This window comes from Streptomyces sp. NPDC051104 (assembly GCF_040682835.1).
In the GTDB taxonomy this organism is placed as follows: domain Bacteria; phylum Actinomycetota; class Actinomycetes; order Streptomycetales; family Streptomycetaceae; genus Streptomyces; species Streptomyces cynarae.
The window spans coordinates 558679-574497 of the sequence record NZ_JBFBBS010000001.1 but is presented as its reverse complement, the minus strand read 5'-3'; the positions used below and the strand labels follow the sequence as shown (position 1 = coordinate 574497).

Annotated in this window: 15 protein-coding genes and 1 pseudogene; 11 read left to right on the top strand and 5 right to left on the bottom strand. The window is 71.6% G+C overall.

All coding sequences use genetic code 11. From position 1 onward, the window contains the following. Positions 1 to 207 precede the first annotated feature (207 nt). Together AB0N14_RS02820 and AB0N14_RS02815 are read right to left on the bottom strand one after the other, a co-directional pair. On the bottom strand, positions 208 to 414 hold the full coding sequence (locus tag AB0N14_RS02820; RefSeq protein ID WP_366023934.1) for an acyl-CoA carboxylase epsilon subunit: 207 nt from the start codon (positions 412 to 414) through the stop codon (positions 208 to 210). A gap of 24 nt (positions 415 to 438) precedes the next feature. Then, positions 439 to 2022 (bottom strand): acyl-CoA carboxylase subunit beta, encoded by a 1584-nt coding sequence (locus AB0N14_RS02815; protein ID WP_366023933.1) that lies wholly within the window; start codon positions 2020 to 2022, stop codon positions 439 to 441. A 159-nt stretch (positions 2023 to 2181) separates the two neighbouring features. On the opposite strand from AB0N14_RS02815, the gene AB0N14_RS02810 reads away from it, so the two are divergent. After that, positions 2182 to 3075, top strand: coding sequence for a biotin--[acetyl-CoA-carboxylase] ligase (locus tag AB0N14_RS02810; RefSeq protein WP_366023932.1), 894 nt, complete (start codon positions 2182 to 2184; stop codon positions 3073 to 3075). Positions 3076 to 3330: 255 nt separating this feature from the next. Next, complete coding sequence (locus tag AB0N14_RS02805) at positions 3331 to 4470, top strand: adenylate/guanylate cyclase domain-containing protein (RefSeq protein ID WP_366023931.1); 1140 nt, start codon at positions 3331 to 3333, stop codon at positions 4468 to 4470. Between the two features lie 32 nt (positions 4471 to 4502). On the opposite strand, the gene AB0N14_RS02800 is transcribed toward AB0N14_RS02805, so the two are convergent. Further along, on the bottom strand, positions 4503 to 5090 hold the full coding sequence (locus AB0N14_RS02800) for a hypothetical protein (protein ID WP_366023930.1): 588 nt from the start codon (positions 5088 to 5090) through the stop codon (positions 4503 to 4505). A 229-nt stretch (positions 5091 to 5319) separates the two neighbouring features. Between AB0N14_RS02800 and AB0N14_RS02795 the strand changes: the two genes are divergently transcribed. From AB0N14_RS02795 to hutH, 3 genes are all read left to right on the top strand, one after another. Then, on the top strand, positions 5320 to 6126 hold the full coding sequence (locus AB0N14_RS02795; protein WP_366023929.1) for an enoyl-CoA hydratase-related protein: 807 nt from the start codon (positions 5320 to 5322) through the stop codon (positions 6124 to 6126). Between the two features lie 259 nt (positions 6127 to 6385). After that, complete coding sequence (locus AB0N14_RS02790; protein ID WP_366023928.1) at positions 6386 to 7522, top strand: sensor domain-containing diguanylate cyclase; 1137 nt, start codon at positions 6386 to 6388, stop codon at positions 7520 to 7522. 82 nt (positions 7523 to 7604) lie between these two features. Further along, entirely contained in the window at positions 7605 to 9143 is a 1539-nt protein-coding gene (gene hutH, locus AB0N14_RS02785) for a histidine ammonia-lyase (RefSeq protein WP_366024243.1), read from the top strand. A 116-nt stretch (positions 9144 to 9259) separates the two neighbouring features. Here hutH and AB0N14_RS02780 read toward each other — a convergent pair whose 3' ends face one another. Further along, positions 9260 to 10297 carry a LacI family DNA-binding transcriptional regulator gene (locus AB0N14_RS02780; RefSeq protein WP_366023927.1) on the bottom strand — a complete coding sequence of 346 codons (1038 nt, stop codon included), beginning with the start codon at positions 10295 to 10297 and terminating at the stop codon, positions 9260 to 9262. 251 nt (positions 10298 to 10548) lie between these two features. Between AB0N14_RS02780 and AB0N14_RS02775 the strand changes: the two genes are divergently transcribed. The 4 genes and pseudogenes from AB0N14_RS02775 (at position 10549) to AB0N14_RS02760 (ending at position 13188) form a co-directional block, all read left to right on the top strand. Further along, positions 10549 to 10713: a hypothetical protein gene (locus tag AB0N14_RS02775; protein ID WP_366023926.1), complete on the top strand. Its 165-nt coding sequence runs from the start codon at positions 10549 to 10551 to the stop codon at positions 10711 to 10713. An 84-nt stretch (positions 10714 to 10797) separates the two neighbouring features. Continuing rightward, positions 10798 to 10950 carry a hypothetical protein gene (locus AB0N14_RS02770; protein WP_366023925.1) on the top strand — a complete coding sequence of 51 codons (153 nt, stop codon included), beginning with the start codon at positions 10798 to 10800 and terminating at the stop codon, positions 10948 to 10950. Between the two features lie 75 nt (positions 10951 to 11025). Beyond that, positions 11026 to 11610, top strand: coding sequence for a carbohydrate ABC transporter permease (locus tag AB0N14_RS02765; RefSeq protein ID WP_366023924.1), 585 nt, complete (start codon positions 11026 to 11028; stop codon positions 11608 to 11610). 55 nt (positions 11611 to 11665) lie between these two features. Continuing rightward, a pseudogene (locus tag AB0N14_RS02760) lies at positions 11666 to 13188 on the top strand (alpha-N-arabinofuranosidase). Positions 13189 to 13518: 330 nt separating this feature from the next. Here the strand turns inward: AB0N14_RS02760 and AB0N14_RS02755 are convergent. Continuing rightward, positions 13519 to 13845, bottom strand: a complete 327-nt coding sequence (locus tag AB0N14_RS02755; RefSeq protein WP_366023923.1) for a hypothetical protein — start codon at positions 13843 to 13845, stop codon at positions 13519 to 13521. A 110-nt stretch (positions 13846 to 13955) separates the two neighbouring features. Here AB0N14_RS02755 and AB0N14_RS02750 point away from each other — a divergent pair, with 110 nt between their 5' ends. Beyond that, positions 13956 to 14309 (top strand): hypothetical protein, encoded by a 354-nt coding sequence (locus AB0N14_RS02750; RefSeq protein ID WP_366023922.1) that lies wholly within the window; start codon positions 13956 to 13958, stop codon positions 14307 to 14309. Positions 14310 to 14532: 223 nt separating this feature from the next. Then, complete coding sequence (locus AB0N14_RS02745; protein ID WP_366023921.1) at positions 14533 to 15798, top strand: Ig-like domain-containing protein; 1266 nt, start codon at positions 14533 to 14535, stop codon at positions 15796 to 15798. The last annotated feature ends 21 nt before the right edge of the window (positions 15799 to 15819 follow it).

Genomic DNA, 15819 nt, shown 5'->3' with positions numbered 1-15819 from the left:
AGGCTGTCCGTCCGTCCGACTGCCGACTGCCGACAGCACACGGCTTCGGCGGTCACCTGCACCGGACGACGCGGGTGCGCGGTGACGGCCGAAGCCGTCGCGAAGGTGCCGGGCGTGCCCGGGCGGTCGCGGACGCGCCGGACGTCGGAAGCCGTCGCGGACGTGCCGGACGTGCGCCCACGCCCCGGACGTGGCCGGGGCCGCGGGTCAGCCGGGCCAGTAGGTCCGGGCCCAGGCCGTCGGGCCCGGCTGGGGGACGCGGTGGGCGGCGACACGGGCCGGGTCGGCCCAGGAGTCCCGCTGCGCCGCGCCGGACGGCGCGGCGGCCGCCGCCGCAGCGCGGGCGCGGACCACCGCCAGGGCGGCGGCCAGCTCCTCCGGGGTCGGATTGCCCCGTATGACCTTGATGTTCATGACGGCTCCCAAGGGTCCCGGGGGTTACAGAGGGATGTTGCCGTGCTTCTTCGGGGGAAGGGATTCCCGCTTGGTGCGCAGCTGACGCAGGCCGCGGACGATGTGGTGGCGGGTGTCCGACGGCATGACCACCGCGTCGATGTAACCGCGCTCGGCCGCGACGTACGGGTTGAGGAGCGTGTCCTCGTAGTCCTGGATCAGCCGCGCCCGGGTCGCCTCCGGGTCGTCGGCCTCGCCGATCGTGCGGCGGTGCAGGATGTTGACCGCGCCCTGCGCACCCATGACGGCGATCTGGGCGGTCGGCCAGGCGAGGTTGAGGTCGGCGCCCAGGTGCTTGGAGCCCATGACGTCGTAGGCCCCGCCGAACGCCTTCCGGGTGATCACCGTGATCAGCGGGACGGTGGCCTCGGCGTAGGCGAAGATCAGCTTGGCGCCGCGTCGGATGATGCCCTCGTGCTCCTGACCGACGCCGGGCAGGAAGCCGGGCACGTCGACGAAGGTGATGACCGGGACGTTGAAGGCGTCGCACGTCCGCACGAAACGGGCGGCCTTCTCGCTGGCGTCGATGTCCAGGCAGCCGGCGAACTGCATCGGCTGGTTGGCGACGATGCCCACCGGGCGGCCCTCGACCCGGCCGAAGCCGGTGAGGATGTTCGGCGCGAACAGCGGCTGCGTCTCGAAGAACTCGCCGTCGTCCAGGACATGCTCGACCACCGTGTGCATGTCGTACGGCTGGTTCGCGCTGTCCGGCACCAGCGTGTCCAGCTCGCGGTCCTCCTCGGTGAGGGTGAGGTCCGCCTCCTCCGGGAAGGCCGGGGGCTCGCTGAGGTTGTTCGACGGCAGGTACGACAGCAGCTGCTTGACGTACTCGATCGCGTCCTTCTCGTCCCCGGCCATGTGGTGGGCCACGCCGGAGGTGGAGTTGTGGGTGCGGGCGCCGCCCAGCTCCTCGAAGCCGACGTCCTCGCCGGTGACCGTCTTGATGACGTCCGGGCCGGTGATGAACATGTGCGAGGTCTGGTCGACCATGATCGTGAAGTCGGTGATGGCCGGCGAGTAGACGGCACCGCCCGCGCACGGACCCACGACGAGTGAGATCTGCGGGATGACGCCGGAGGCGTGCGTGTTGCGCCGGAAGATCTCCCCGTACGCGCCGAGCGAGGCGACGCCTTCCTGGATCCGGGCGCCACCGGAGTCGTTGATGCCGATGACCGGACAGCCGGTCTTCAGGGCGAAGTCCATCACCTTGACGATCTTCTGCCCGTAGACCTCGCCCAGCGCGCCGCCGAAGACCGTGAAGTCCTGGGAGAAGACCGCGACCGGACGGCCGTCCACAGTCCCGTAGCCGGTGACGACACCGTCCCCGTACGGGCGGTTCTTCTCGAGCCCGAAATTGGTGGAGCGGTGCCGGGTGAACTCGTCGAGCTCGACGAACGAGTCCTCGTCGAGCAGCAGTTCGATGCGCTCACGGGCCGTCAGCTTGCCCTTCGCGTGCTGTTTCTCCACCGCGCGCTCCGAGCCGGCGTGCGTCGCCTCCTGTACGCGGCGCTGCAGGTCCGCGAGCTTTCCCGCGGTCGTGTGAATGTCGATCTCTTCCGGCTCGGACATCGGGATGCGGCTCCCTGCCTGCTCAAGTGGGGACGTGAGGGTGAGGTGCTACCTGTACGTGCTGTAAGTGCTCAGAAGAAGGGTCAGTTACTCATCCGTAGCGTAGTGCTGTGCCTACCGATCGGCAGTGCGGCGTTTACCACACCTAGGGTGGCTTGCATGATGCCGCGAGATTCCTCTGACGCGAACGACAGGTCGAACGGTGCCGCAGGTGGTGGCAGCCGCTGGTCCGACCTGGACCGCCCGCCCCTGAACACCGCCGCGCTGCGCCGGGGGCTGGTGCGCGAGGGCGGGCTGTGGACCGGGGTCGACGTGGTGCAGCGCACCGGGTCCACCAACTCCGACCTGGTCGCCCGCGCCACGGCCGGTCAGGCCGCCGAGGGCGCCGTCCTGGTCGCCGAGGAGCAGAACGCGGGACGCGGGCGGCTTGACCGGGCCTGGACGGCTCCGCCCCGCTCCGGGCTGTTCTTCTCGGTCCTGCTCAACCCGGCCGAGGTGCCCGTGGCCCGCTGGGGCTGGCTGCCGCTGCTGGCCGGAGTCGCCGTCGCGACCGGACTCGCGCAGGCGGCCGGTGTCGACACGGCACTCAAGTGGCCCAACGACGTGCTGGTCACCGTGGGCGAGGAGGAGCGCAAGACCGGCGGGATCCTCGCGGAGCGTGCCGGGAACGAGGGGGTCGTGATCGGCATCGGCATCAACGTCACCCTGCGCCAGGACGAGCTGCCGGTGCCCACGGCGGGCTCCCTCGCCCTGGCGGGAGCCCGCACCACCGACCGCGACCCGCTGCTGCGTGCGGTACTGCGTTCCTTGGAGGACTGGTACGGCCGCTGGCGCGCGGCGGACGGCGACCCGGCCGCGAGCGGCCTGCAGGAGACGTACGCGGCGGGCAGCGCGACCCTGGGCCGCCTGGTCCGCGCGGAACTCCCGGGCGACCGCTCGATCACCGGGGAGGCGGTGGCGATCGACGGTGACGGGCGCCTCGTGCTGGCTACGGAGGAAGGGATGCAGGAGCCGGTGGGCGCCGGGGATGTCGTGCACTTGCGGCCGGCGTGAGCATCTCTCAGCCCGTCTGGGGGTCCCTCCACGCTCGAAGACCTCGGGGGAGTTCGAGGAGGAGGCCGAAGGCCGATACGGGGGTCCGGGGGCGGAGCCCCCAGGTGGGTCGGCCCGACGCCGGATGCCGTCCCCAACGCCGGGTACGTACGGCGCGGCGCCCGGAGAGCCCGCTGGGGAGTGAGCTACCGCACACCTGCCGTAGAGTTGACCGCGGTCGATACCTGACCGCGGCAGATCGGAAGGGCAGCACGCGTGACCGTCGACGACACGGGCTCGGGCACGGGCGTACACCCCGCCCCCGACGGTGAACCGGGGCGCGACGCACACGCCGAGTCCGAGGAGAACCCCCTCGCGCTCCGCCTCGAGCAGCTCATCCTGGGGGCCGAACGCCGTTACACCCCCTTCCAGGCGGCCCGCAGCGCGGGCGTCTCGATGGAACTGGCGTCCCGCTTCTGGCGGGCCATGGGCTTCGCCGACATAGGCCAGGCCAGGGCCCTGACCGAGGCCGATGTCCTCGCCCTGCGGCGCCTGGCCGGTCTCGTCGAGGCCGGACTGCTCAGCGAGGCCATGGCCGTACAGGTGGCCCGCTCCACCGGACAGACCACCGCCCGCCTGGCCGAGTGGCAGATCGACTCCTTCCTGGAGGGCCTGACCGAGCCGCCCGAGCCCGGCATGACCCGCACCGAGGTGACGTACCCGCTGGTCGAGCTGCTCCTGCCGGAACTGGAGGAGTTCCTCGTCTACGTCTGGCGGCGCCAGCTCGCCGCCGCCACCGGCCGGGTGGTGCAGGCCGCGGACGACGAGGAGATGGTCGACCGCCGCCTCGCCGTCGGCTTCGCGGACCTGGTCGGCTTCACCCGCCTGACGCGCCGCATGGAGGAGGAGGAGCTCGGCGAACTCGTCGAGGCCTTCGAGACCACCGCGGCCGACCTGGTCGCCGCGCACGGCGGGCGGCTCATCAAGACGCTCGGCGACGAGGTGCTCTACGCGGCGGACGACGCCGGTACGGCCGCGGAGATCGCCCTGCGCCTGATCGAGACCATGGCGAACGACGAGACCATGCCGGAGCTGCGGGTCGGCATCGCCTTCGGCACGGTCACCACCCGGATGGGCGATGTCTTCGGTACGACGGTGAACCTGGCGAGCCGGCTCACCTCGATAGCGCCCCGCGACGCCGTCCTGGTGGACCACGACTTCGCGGAGGAGCTGATCCGCACGGGAGAGGCCCCCGCCTCCGAGACGGCGGCCGCGGAGGCCGCGGCCGCCGCCGAGAAGGAGGGCAAGGAGCCGCCCACCTACCGCTTCGCGCTCCAGCCGATGTGGCAGCGGCCGGTGCGCGGCCTCGGTGTGATCGAGCCGTGGCTGCTGACCCGGCGGGACGGGCCGGCGTAGGCGCTCCTCCCGGTCCTCGCGGTCAGTGCGCTTCACAGGCCGTGCACGCACAGCCCCACGAGCGGCACGCACAGCCCCGGGGGGTCCGAGGTGGCCGGTGCCGGCGGCGCAGGTGCCTGAGTGGTCGCGGTCGGGGACGGGGCGGACGGCGGCGCGGCCGTCGTCGTGACCGGGGGCTCGGGCGTTCCTGACCGAGAAGCCGTGGGGGTCGAGGGTGCCTCCGGGATGCCGGTCGCGGGATCCGTGACCCGCGGGGTCGGCGTGGCCGGACGCCCGGACGGGCTCGGGTCGCCCGAGAGCGCCGGCACCGCGCTCGCCCTTCCTTTGAGGGCGGTCGTCGAGGGCCCCGCGGCCGCCTTGGACGGCACGCCCCCGGCTGTCGCCGCGGTCCGGCCGGCGCCGATCCGGGGTTCGGCCTCCGCGGTGCCGCCCCCGCCCGTCACCGACTCGGGTGCCAGGCGTACGAGACTCAGGGCCCCGGCGGCGAGCGCGAACCCGCCGACGGCGAGTGCCAGGCGCCGGTGACGGGGCTTGCGGTGCCGGCCCATCGGGCGGAACCAGAGGGGCCCGGAGCCGTTGTGCACCGTCGTCATGGTGTCGTCGGTGGCCGTGTCCGTCATCGCCCGTCCCTCCCCGGTCGCCCGCACTCCCCCAAGTGCCGTAGCGGTGCGCAGATTATGTGGGGATGGGGGGCGGGCGATGCGGAGATGCCTCGAATTCACCCGAACGGGGACAGGGGCCGGTCAATGGCCCACACCCGCCGAAGGTGCGCGGCGGCTTTCGCGGGGCCGCCTCGGCTGCGATGATCGGGGCGTCGTGTAGTTAACCCGCGTTAACCGGGAGGGTGTCATGGCGGAGCAGGGGGACGAGCGGCGGTTCGGCGAGTACGTCGTCGTGCGGCGGCACGGGTATGTCGCGGAGCTGGCACTGGACCGGCCCAAGGCGATGAACGCGGTGTCGACGGACATGGCCCGCTCGATCGCCGCCGCGTGCGCGCACCTCTCCGCCGACCGGGACGCCCGGGTGACGGTGGTGACGTCGACGCACGAGCGGGCGTTCTGCGTGGGCGCGGACCTGAAGGAGCGCAACTCCTTCACGGACGCCGACCTGATGCGCCAGCGCCCCCTCGCCCGCGCCGCCTACACCGGCGTCCTGGAGCTGCCGATGCCGACGATCGCCGCCGTGCACGGCTTCGCGCTGGGCGGCGGCTTCGAGCTGGCCCTGTCCTGCGACCTGATCGTGGCGGACTCCACCGCGGTGGTGGGGCTGCCCGAGGTGTCCGTGGGAGTCATCCCCGGCGGCGGCGGTACGCAGCTGCTGCCCCGCCGCGTGGGTGCCGCGCGCGCCGCGGAGCTGATCTTCACGGCCCGGCGCCTGGAGGCGGCCGAGGCGCGGGAGCTGGGCCTGGTCGACGACCTCGTACCGGAGGGCCGGGACCGTGAGGAGGCGCTCGCCCTCGCCGCCCGTATCGCCGCGAACTCCCCGGTCGGCCTGCGCGCCGCGAAGCGCGCCCTGCGGCTCGGCCACGGCCTGGACCTGCGCACCGGGCTGGAGGTCGAGGACGCGGCATGGCGCTCGGTGGCGTTCTCCGGCGACCGCGCGGAAGGCGTGGCCGCCTTCAACGAGAGGCGCACGCCTCAGTGGCCGGGGGAGTAGCGGACGAGCGCGGGCGTCGCGACGCCGCGAAGATCCGCGACACGGCCCGGGGCGTGCCGCGAAGGTCCCGTCGTTCGCCCGGAGGGCGGGCCTCGCGGCGTCAGGTGCCTGCTCCGGGCACCCCCTGCTCGAAGAGCTTGGGGGAGGTGCCGGGCGGGAGCCTTCGTACGGACGTACCTGGGGTGTCGCCCGCGGCGAGAGTGGGTGCAGGGCGTAGCGAGGCAGGCGGGACCTTCGGGACACGCCCTAGCCTGGAGTCGTGGCTGAGGACAGTCGGCTGAGGGCCGTGGTGGCGCTGGCGCAGGGCATGGCGGCGGCGCACACTCCGCGCGAGGCCTGGCGGGCCGCCGCGCTGGGCGCGTGCCGGGCGCTCGCCGGGAACTTCGCCGCGCTGTCGGTGTGGGAGCGGGAGGCCGGACGGCTGCGGGTCCTCGTCAACGTGGGGGAGCGCGCGCCCGAGGAGGAGGAGTTCCCCGAGCACGAGGCCTACCCGGTGCACCAGTTCCCGGAGATCACCGAGTTCCTGCACGAGCGCTGGGCGGGTGGCGGCGGCCCGAGCGCCTGGGTGGAGACCGCCGAGGGGTCGGCCGCGGGCCACGCCGGATACTGCCACCAGCGGGTCGCGGCGCTGCGTAGACGCGGCCGGGGCTGCTGTGTCGTCGCGCCCGTGGTGCTGCACGGCCGCGCCTGGGGCGAGCTGTATGTGGCGCGCCCGGCCGGTGAGCCCGTCTTCGACGGCGACGACGCCGACTTCGCCACCGTCCTCGCTTCCGTGGTGGCCGCCGGCATCGCGCAGACCGAGCGTCTGGAGGAGGCCCGCAGGCTCGCGTTCACCGATGCCCTCACCGGCCTCGCCAACCGCCGTGCCGTCGACGTGCGTCTGGAGGAGGCGATCGAACAGCACCGGGCCGAAGGGGTCGTGGTCTCGCTCGTCGTCTGCGACGTCAACGGGCTCAAGCGGGTCAACGACACGCAGGGACACGCCGTGGGCGACCGGCTGCTGGAACGTTTCGGGTCGGTGCTGTCGCTGTGCGGTGCCATGCTGCCGGGTGCGCTGGTCGCCCGGCTCGGCGGTGACGAGTTCTGCCTGCTGACGGTGGGCCCGTCGGCCGACGAGGCGGTGCGGGCCGCCGACGAGGTGTGCCGCCGGGCCGCCGAACTGGAGATCGGCGACGGTGTCGCCTGCGGGGTCGCCTCCACCCAGGACCCGATCGGCCAGGTCCGCTCGGCCCGCCGGCTGTTCCGGCTCGCCGACGCGGCCCAGTACCGGGCGAAGGCCCTGCACGCCGCGAAGCCCGTGGTCGCCGGTCGTGAGGGACCGGACGACCCCGTCGTGCGCCTGGCCGACGAGCCGCCGCCCGCCGGGGAGCGCCGCAGGTTCCGTGGCCGGCACTGAGCCGCCGGAGGTCGGTAAGGGGTGAACCCGCACCCCGCTGGTGACATCTTGGAATTCACTGCGTACGCTCCTGAATATGGATATGCACACTGTGGTGGTGGGGACCTCCGGGGCGACCGCGTCCGACGTTCTCGCCGTGGCGCGCGCGGACGCCCGGATCGAGCTCTCCGAGGAAGCCCTGACGGCCCTGGCGGCGGCCCGCGGGATCGTGGACGCGCTGGCCGCGAAGCCGGACCCCGTCTACGGAGTCAGCACCGGCTTCGGCGCGCTGGCGACCCGGCACATCAGCCAGGAGCTGCGCACCCAGCTACAGCGCAACATCGTCCGCTCGCACGCGGCGGGCATGGGCCCCCGGGTGGAGCGGGAGGTCGTGCGCGCGCTGATGTTCCTGCGGCTGAAGACGGTCTGCTCCGGACACACCGGCGTGCGCCCCGAGGTCGCGCAGACCATGGCCGACCTCCTCAACGCCGGCATCACCCCGGTCGTGCACGAGTACGGCTCGCTCGGCTGCTCCGGCGACCTGGCCCCGCTGTCCCACTGTGCGCTGACCCTCATGGGCGAGGGCGAGGCCGAGGGCCCCGACGGCGTCGTACGCCCCGCCGCCGAACTCCTCGCCGAGCACGGCATCGCCCCCGTCGAGCTGCGCGAGAAGGAGGGCCTCGCACTCCTCAACGGCACCGACGGCATGCTCGGCATGCTGCTCATGGCCCTCGCCGACCTGGACACCCTGTACAAGTCGGCCGACATCACGGCCGCGCTCTCCCTGGAGGCGCTGCTCGGCACGGACAAGGTCCTCGCGCCGGAGCTGCACGCCATCCGCCCGCACCCCGGGCAGGGCGCGTCGGCCGCCAACATGCTGGCCGTGCTGAAGGACTCGGGTCTGACGGGTCACCACCAGGACGACGCGCCGCGCGTCCAGGACGCCTACTCGGTGCGGTGCGCCCCGCAGGTCGCGGGCGCCGGACGGGACACGCTGGCCCATGCCCGCCTGGTCGCCGAGCGCGAGCTGGCCTCGGCCGTCGACAACCCGGTGGTCCTGCCCGACGGGCGTGTCGAGTCCAACGGCAACTTCCACGGCGCGCCGGTGGCGTACGTGCTGGACTTCCTCGCCATCGCGGCGGCCGACCTCGCGTCCATCGCCGAGCGCCGCACGGACCGGCTGCTCGACAAGAACCGCTCGCACGGCCTGCCGCCGTTCCTCGCGGACGACGCGGGCGTCGACTCGGGCCTGATGATCGCCCAGTACACGCAGGCGGCGCTGGTCAGCGAGATGAAGCGGCTCGCCGTACCGGCCTCCGCCGACTCGATCCCGTCCTCCGCGATGCAGGAGGACCACGTCTCCATGGGCTGGTCGGCCGCCCGCAAGCTGCGCACGGCGGTGGACAACCTGACCCGTGTCCTCGCGATCGAGCTGTACGCGGCGACCCGCGCGATCGAACTGCGCGAGGGCCTGACCCCGGCCCCCGCCAGCCAGGCGGCGATCACCGCCCTGCGCAAGGCGGGCGCCGAGGGCCCCGGCGCGGACCGGTTCCTGGCCCCGGACCTCGCGGCGGCGGACGCGTTCCTGCGCGACGGTCGCCTGCTCGTGGCGGTGGAGTCGGTCACGGGACCGCTGGCCTGAGCACCCGGTGCGGGGCCGCCCAAGGGGTGGCCCCGCGTGACGGGCGCCTGCCGGAGAAGGCCTGACCACCTCGTCCGACGCCACGCCCCGTCACTCACCCGGCAGCAGCCCCTCGTCTACTCCGCCTCCGCCGCCCGCCGGCCCACCGTGCTCTCCCGCACCACCAGCCGGTGCGGCGCCCGGATCTCCAGCCCCGGCACGGGCGTCGAGCTGCCGATCCGCTTCAGCAGCCGCTCCACCGCCGTCTCCGCGATCATCTTCTTGTCCGGGGAGATCGTGGTGACGGACGGGTTGGAGTAGCGGCCGTCCTCGATGTCGTCGTAGCCGACGATCGCCACGTCCTCCGGGACGCGCAGCCCGCGCGCGGCCAGCGTGTGCATCGCGCCCAGCGCCACCAGGTCGCTGTAGCAGAACACCGCGTCCGGGGGCTCCTCGAGGTCGAGCAGGTGTGCCATCGCCGTGGCGCCGTCGGAGCGGTTGAAGCGCGGGGTGGAGATGATCAGCTCCTCCCGTACGGGGATCCCGGCGCGCTCGTGGGCCAGCCTGAAGCCGCGGGTGCGCAGCTGGGCCGCCTCACCGGTGCGGTAGGGCTGGTCGCCGATCGCCGCGACACGCCGCCGGCCGAGGCCGAGCAGATGCTCGGTGGCCTCGCGGGAGGCGGTGACGTCGTCGATGCCGACGTGGTCGAAGCCGCCGTCGCTGACCCGCTCGCCGAGCACCACCAGCGGAAGGACCGGGTCGCGGACGGCCAGGTCGGACTGGGCGAGGCCGAGCGGGCTGAAGATGACCCCGTCGAACAGCAGTTGCTGGGAGCCGCGGCTGAGGAACAGCCTCTCGTGCTCCGCGTCGCCGTCGGTCTGGTCGATCAGGACGTTGTAACCCTGTACCCGGGCCGCGCGGATGATGCCCTGCAGCAGTTCGGCGAAGTACGGCGTGTCGAGATACGGCACGACCACCGCGATCTGGCCCGAGCGCCCGGCGGCGAGGTTGCGGGCCAGCACGTTCGGCCGGTAGCCGAGTTCGTCCACGGCCTGCTGGACGCGGGCGCGAGTGGCCTCGGAGACCGGTGCGTAGCCGTTCACCACGTTGGACACTGTGCGGCTGGAGACGCCCGCGCGGGCCGCGACATCCCGCAGGGTCACGCCTCTTCCCATATCTCACCTTCGTCCGGTGCAACCGGGTTCGAGCCGGTTGAAGTTTCCGCTGCGTTACCTCTTGCAGCGTGGCAAGTTGTGGGTTAACACTTCTGCAGCGCTGCAAAAGCGTAGCAGGAATGGTCCGAACCGAACCCCTGCACAGCATCTCGAACACCCGTCATTGACCTGACACCCGAACGCCGTTCGGCATCATCGGCACCCTGCAGTTCTTCACCGAGCCACGGGTCCTGCAGCCGACCGCCCGCTCGGTGATCACCCCGGACTACACGCCGAACCTGCACGCCTACAACCTGGCGTTCCAGTACTCCGAGTTCAACTACTCCGCCGCCATCTCCTTCGCCCTCGGAGCGGTGGTCTTCATCGGTTCCTACATCTTCCTCTTCCTCACGCGCCGAAGGAGCGGACTGAAGTGACGACCGCCGCTGCCACCGCCGTCGCCGTCCCGGCCCCCCCGCCGGCGCCCCACCACCGCCAAGGGGCGCGTCACCGTCAACGTGGTGATGGTGGCGATGATCCTCTACTTCCTGCTGCCGTTCTGGTGGCTGCTGGTGGCCTCCACCAAGAACAACGACGCGCTGTTCACCACCGCCGCCCTGTGGTTCCGCTCGCCCGGTTCCTTCTTCACCAACCTCCAGCAGCTGTTCACGTAAGGCGACGGCGAGTACCTGCGCTGGCTCGGCAACACCGCGATCTACGCGGGCGTCAGCGGAGCGGGCGCCACCGCCGTGGCGACGCTCGCGGGCTACGCCTTCGCCAAGTACCGCTTCCCCGGCCGGAACCTGCTCTTCTCGAGCCTGCTCGGCGCCATCATGGTGCCCGCGACCGCGCTGGCCATCCCCACCTATCTGCTGCTGAGCAAGGTGGAGCTGACCAACACGATGTGGGCGGTCATCCTGCCCTCACTGCTCAACCCGTTCGGCGTCTACCTGGTGCGGGTGTACGTGCAGGAGTCGCTGCCCGACGAGCTGCTGGAAGCCGCCCGCGTCGACGGCGCCGGGGAAATGCGCGTCCTGCTGTCGGTGGCCCTGCCGACGCTGAGGCCCGCCCTGGTCACCGTGCTGCTGTTCTCCATGGTCGGCACCTGGAACAACTTCTTCCTGCCGCTGGTGATGCTCAACAACGACAAGCTGTTCCCGCTCACCGTGGGCCTTACGTCCTGGTACCAGGGGGCGATGGTGCAGAGCGGCGCCAACGCGCTGTTCAGCCTGGTCGTCGTCGGCTCGCTGGTGGCGATCCTGCCACTGGTCATCGCCTTCCTGCTGCTGCAGCGGTACTGGCGCGGCGGTCTGACCGTCGGAAGCCTCAAGTGATCCCTGCCCGACCACCTTTCCCGGCCACCCCGCGCACCCCCCGGAGCGACCTTCCATGCTGCACGCTTCCCTGACCGTCGACCCCGCCTTCCGCGTCGCCGACGTCAACCCCCGTACCTTCGGCTCGTTCGTGGAGCACATGGGCCGCTGCGTCTACACCGGCATCTACGAACCCGGCCATCCGCAGGCCGACGAGGACGGTCTGCGCCGTGACGTCCTGGAGCTGGTGCGCGAGCTGGGCGTGACCACCGTCCGCTATCCCGGCGGCAACTTCGTCTCCGGCTTCCGCTGGGAGGACGGCGTCGGCCCGGTCGCCGACCGGCCCACCCGTCTGGACCTCGCCTGGCACAGCACCGAAACCAACGCCTTCGGACTGCACGAATTCGCCACCTGGGCCCGCAAGGCCGGCGTCGAGCCCACGATGGCCCTCAACCTCGGCACCCGGGGCGTCCAGGAGGCCCTCGACCTGCTGGAGTACGCCAACCACCCCGGCGGGACCACCCGGTCCGACCAGCGGATCAAGAACGGTGCCCAGGACCCCTTCGGCATCCGCATGTGGTGCCTGGGCAACGAGATGGACGGCCCCTGGCAGACCGGCCACAAGACCGCCGCCGAGTACGGCCGCCTGGCCGCCGAGACCGGTCGCGCCATGCGCATGATCGACCCGGATCTCGAACTGGTCGCGTGCGGCAGCTCCAGCTCGTCGATGCCGACGTTCGGCGCCTGGGAGGCGACCGTGCTGGAGGAGGCGTACGACCAGGTGGACTACATCTCCTGCCACGCCTACTACGAGGAACTCGACGGCGACCTCGGCAGCTTCCTCGCCTCCGCGGTCGACATGGACGGCTTCGTGGAGTCGGTGGTCGCCACCGCCGACCACATCCGGGCCAAGCTGCGCCGCAAGAAGCGGATCAACCTCTCCTTCGACGAGTGGAACGTCTGGTACCTGTCCCGCTTCGAGAGCCAGGAGAAGCCCACCGACTGGCCGGTGGCGCCGCGGGTCATCGAGGACGAGTACAACGTCGCCGACGCCGTCGTGGTCGGCGGCCTGCTGATCAGCCTGCTCCGGCACAGCGACCGCGTGACGGCCGCCTGCCTCGCCCAGCTCGTCAACGTCATCGCGCCCATCCGCAGCGAACCCGGCGGCCCCAGCTGGAGGCAGACGACGTTCCACCCGTTCGCCCAGGCGGCGCGGCACGCCCGGGGCACGGTGCTGCGGGTGGAGCCGGTCGCGCCCGTGTACGAGACGGCACGGTTCGGCGAGGTTCCCGTCCTGGACGCCGTCGCCACCCATGTGTCCGAGGGGAGGGCGCCGACGAACTCACCGTCTTCGCGGTCAACCGGCACCAGACCGAGGACGTGGAACTCGTCCTGGACCTGCGGGCCTTCCCCGGCTACGCGCCGGTGGAGCACTCCGTCCTCGCCGACCCGGACCTGCGCGCGACCAACACCCTGCACGACCCCGAGAGGGTCCGGCCCCGCGGCGTGGACACCGGCGCGGTCACCGACGGCCGTCTCACCGTGAGCCTGCCGCCCGTCTCCTGGAACGTCATCCGGCTGCGCCCCACCGCCGGCTGACGCCCCACCAACCCCCTGCCGTCACCGCTCACCGGCCTCGGTGGCGGCGGGGACGCAAACTCTGCCGCCGCCTGTCACACCACCAGCCCCCCGCCGTCACCGCCAGTCCTCGGTGGCGGCGGGGCCTTATGCACCACATGCACACCCTTCCCTGCCCCTCAGCACAAGGGAGCCGCACATGTCCACCGACAGGGAAGGCGCCGGACACCGCGCCGTTCCACGTCCTCACGCTGCTGCTCGCGCTGCTCGCAGCGGCCGCCGCCCTCGTCCTGCCCGCGCCGGGCAAGGCCCACGCCGTCTCGCGGGCCTCGCAGACCATGACGGTGGGAGTCAGTAGCCGTAGCCCTCGGTGCGTTCCCGTCGTACCGAATACGTCACGAAACCCGCTCCCAGGCCCAGGAACAGCGTCCCCCCGATGACGTACGGCGTGGTGTCCACGCTTCCGGTGTCGGCCAGTTGTGTGTGGGCCGTCACACCCGTCGTGTCCGTCGTCGTCCGGTCGGTGGTCGTCGAGGTCGCGATCCGCGGACTCCCGGGCGTGTTCTGGGTCGCGTTCGCGGACGGCACGAACCACAGGGCACCCAGCAGGGTCCCCGCGGCGGTGGCGGTCAGCAACGTCCGGCGGGCGGTGGACGACGATCGACGTGCGGCGGACACGAAATTCTGATCCCCCTGGGGCGCTTACGAATTGGCCGTGTGGAGCGATGCTAGTGAAAGGCGCGGGTCGTGGGAAAGTCGCGAGCTCTCCGGGCCGTACGCTGCGCGCCATGAGCACTTCTGAGACATCACGGTATGTCCGCCTTCGCGTGGAACTGGTCGTCGAGATCGACGATGTCGACGCCGTCACCAAGGCCGCCCTGCGCCGGATCGCGGACGACCCGGACATGCCCGAGAGTGAGCGCGCCTACACCGAGGGCGCGGTGGCGGAGGACACGGCCGAGGCCGTCGCGTATCTCGTCGAGCCGTCCGTCCTGTTGGGCGAGGTGCCGGGCGTCGAACTCGCCCAGGCCTCCTGGAGCAGCGAGAACGTCGACTACGACCCCGATTCGCCGGACTGGGCGCTCGGCGAGGATGATGAGCCGGGGGGCGACGAGGACGACGAGGGGGTCCGACTCGGCTGACATGTCTTGGGAAAATGGTGACCCCGGGTGGCAACCGGCGCCCGGGGCACCGTCGTCTCAAGAGGCGTTCCCGGTGTCCCGCATGGCACCGGGACTCCTCGGGCACCCGTCGGGCCGGCGTGGTGTGTCCCACACCGGCCACGGATGTGGAACCGGACGAACCGGTCGTAGCGTTGAGGGTTCTTACGGGGGACTCGACGGGGTTTTTGGGGATTCGGCAACCATGGAGAAGCGTGTGATGACGGACGGTAAGCGGCGCAAGGGCCTGATGGCCGCGTCCGCACTGCTCGGCGGGGTGCTGGTGCTCTCCGCGTGCAGCGGAGGCAACTCGGCGTCGAGTGGCGGCGGGGACGGCAAAGACTCGCAGGCCTCGGTCGACGAAGCGGCCGCCAAGAAGACCTCCGAGGCACAGATCAAGATCACGCCGGCGGACGGTTCCGACAACGCCTCCATCAACAACGCCGCCAAGGTCACGGTCGCCAAGGGCACGCTCACCGAGGTCACCATGACCACCGCGTCCGGCACCCCGGTCGCCGGGCAGATCTCCGCCGACAAGACCAGCTGGGCGCCGACCACCCAGCTCGAGCGGGCCACGACGTACAAGATCGCCGTGACGGCCAAGGACTCCGCGGGCCGCGACGCCCACGAGAACGCCTCCTTCACGACCGTCGCCCCGGCGCACTCCTTCATAGGCAACTTCACCCCGGACAACGGCGCGACCGTCGGCGTGGGCATGCCCGTCTCGATCAACTTCGACAAGGCGATCGCCAACAAGGCCGCCGTGCAGAAGGGGATCACCGTCACCTCCAGCAGTGGGCAGGAGGTCGTCGGCCACTGGTTCGGCGCCAACCGGCTCGACTTCCGTCCCGAGCAGTACTGGAAGGAGGGCTCCACCGTCACGATGAAGCTGAACCTCGACGGCGTCGAGGGCGCGAGCGGCATATACGGTGTGCAGCAGAAGACGGTCACCTTCAAGATCGGCCGCAACCAGGTCTCGTACGTCGACGCGAAGACCAAGCAGATGAAGGTGACGCAGGACGGCACGGTCATCAAGACCATACCGATATCCGCGGGCGCGCCGGATCACACGACCTACGAGGGCCAGATGGTGATCTCCGAGAAGTTCACCCAGACCCGGATGAACGGAGCGACGGTCGGCTTCACCGACTCCGACGGCAAGGGCGAGTACGACATCAAGGACGTGCCGCACGCCATGCGCCTGACCACGTCGGGCACCTTCATCCACGGCAACTACTGGGGTGCCCCGTCCGTCTTCGGCAACGTCAACACCAGCCACGGCTGTGTCGGCCTGCAGGACAAGAAGGGCGCGAACGACCCGAGCACGCCGGCCGCCTGGTTCTACAACCACTCGCTGATCGGTGACGTGGTGGTCGTTCAGAACACCGGCGACAAGACGGTCGCCCCGGACAACGGCCTCAACGGCTGGAACCTGAGCTGGGCCCAGTGGAAGGCGGGTTCGGCCGTCTGACGCCCGATCCGACGCCTCCCT

What these genes read in the sequence shown, in the direction of transcription:
- AB0N14_RS02815 (WP_366023933.1), bottom strand. Translation starts at nt 2,022, where the DNA reads ATGTCCGAGCCGGAAGAGATCGACATTCACACGACCGCGGGAAAGCTC.
- hutH (WP_366024243.1), top strand. Translation starts at nt 7,605, where the DNA reads ATGCACACTGTGGTGGTGGGGACCTCCGGGGCGACCGCGTCCGACGTT.
- AB0N14_RS02810 (WP_366023932.1), top strand. Translation starts at nt 2,182, where the DNA reads ATGATGCCGCGAGATTCCTCTGACGCGAACGACAGGTCGAACGGTGCC.
- AB0N14_RS02780 (WP_366023927.1), bottom strand. Translation starts at nt 10,297, where the DNA reads ATGGGAAGAGGCGTGACCCTGCGGGATGTCGCGGCCCGCGCGGGCGTC.
- AB0N14_RS02820 (WP_366023934.1), bottom strand. Translation starts at nt 414, where the DNA reads ATGAACATCAAGGTCATACGGGGCAATCCGACCCCGGAGGAGCTGGCC.
- AB0N14_RS02745 (WP_366023921.1), top strand. Translation starts at nt 14,533, where the DNA reads ATGGAGAAGCGTGTGATGACGGACGGTAAGCGGCGCAAGGGCCTGATG.
- AB0N14_RS02800 (WP_366023930.1), bottom strand. Translation starts at nt 5,090, where the DNA reads ATGACGGACACGGCCACCGACGACACCATGACGACGGTGCACAACGGC.
- AB0N14_RS02750 (WP_366023922.1), top strand. Translation starts at nt 13,956, where the DNA reads ATGAGCACTTCTGAGACATCACGGTATGTCCGCCTTCGCGTGGAACTG.
- AB0N14_RS02795 (WP_366023929.1), top strand. Translation starts at nt 5,320, where the DNA reads ATGGCGGAGCAGGGGGACGAGCGGCGGTTCGGCGAGTACGTCGTCGTG.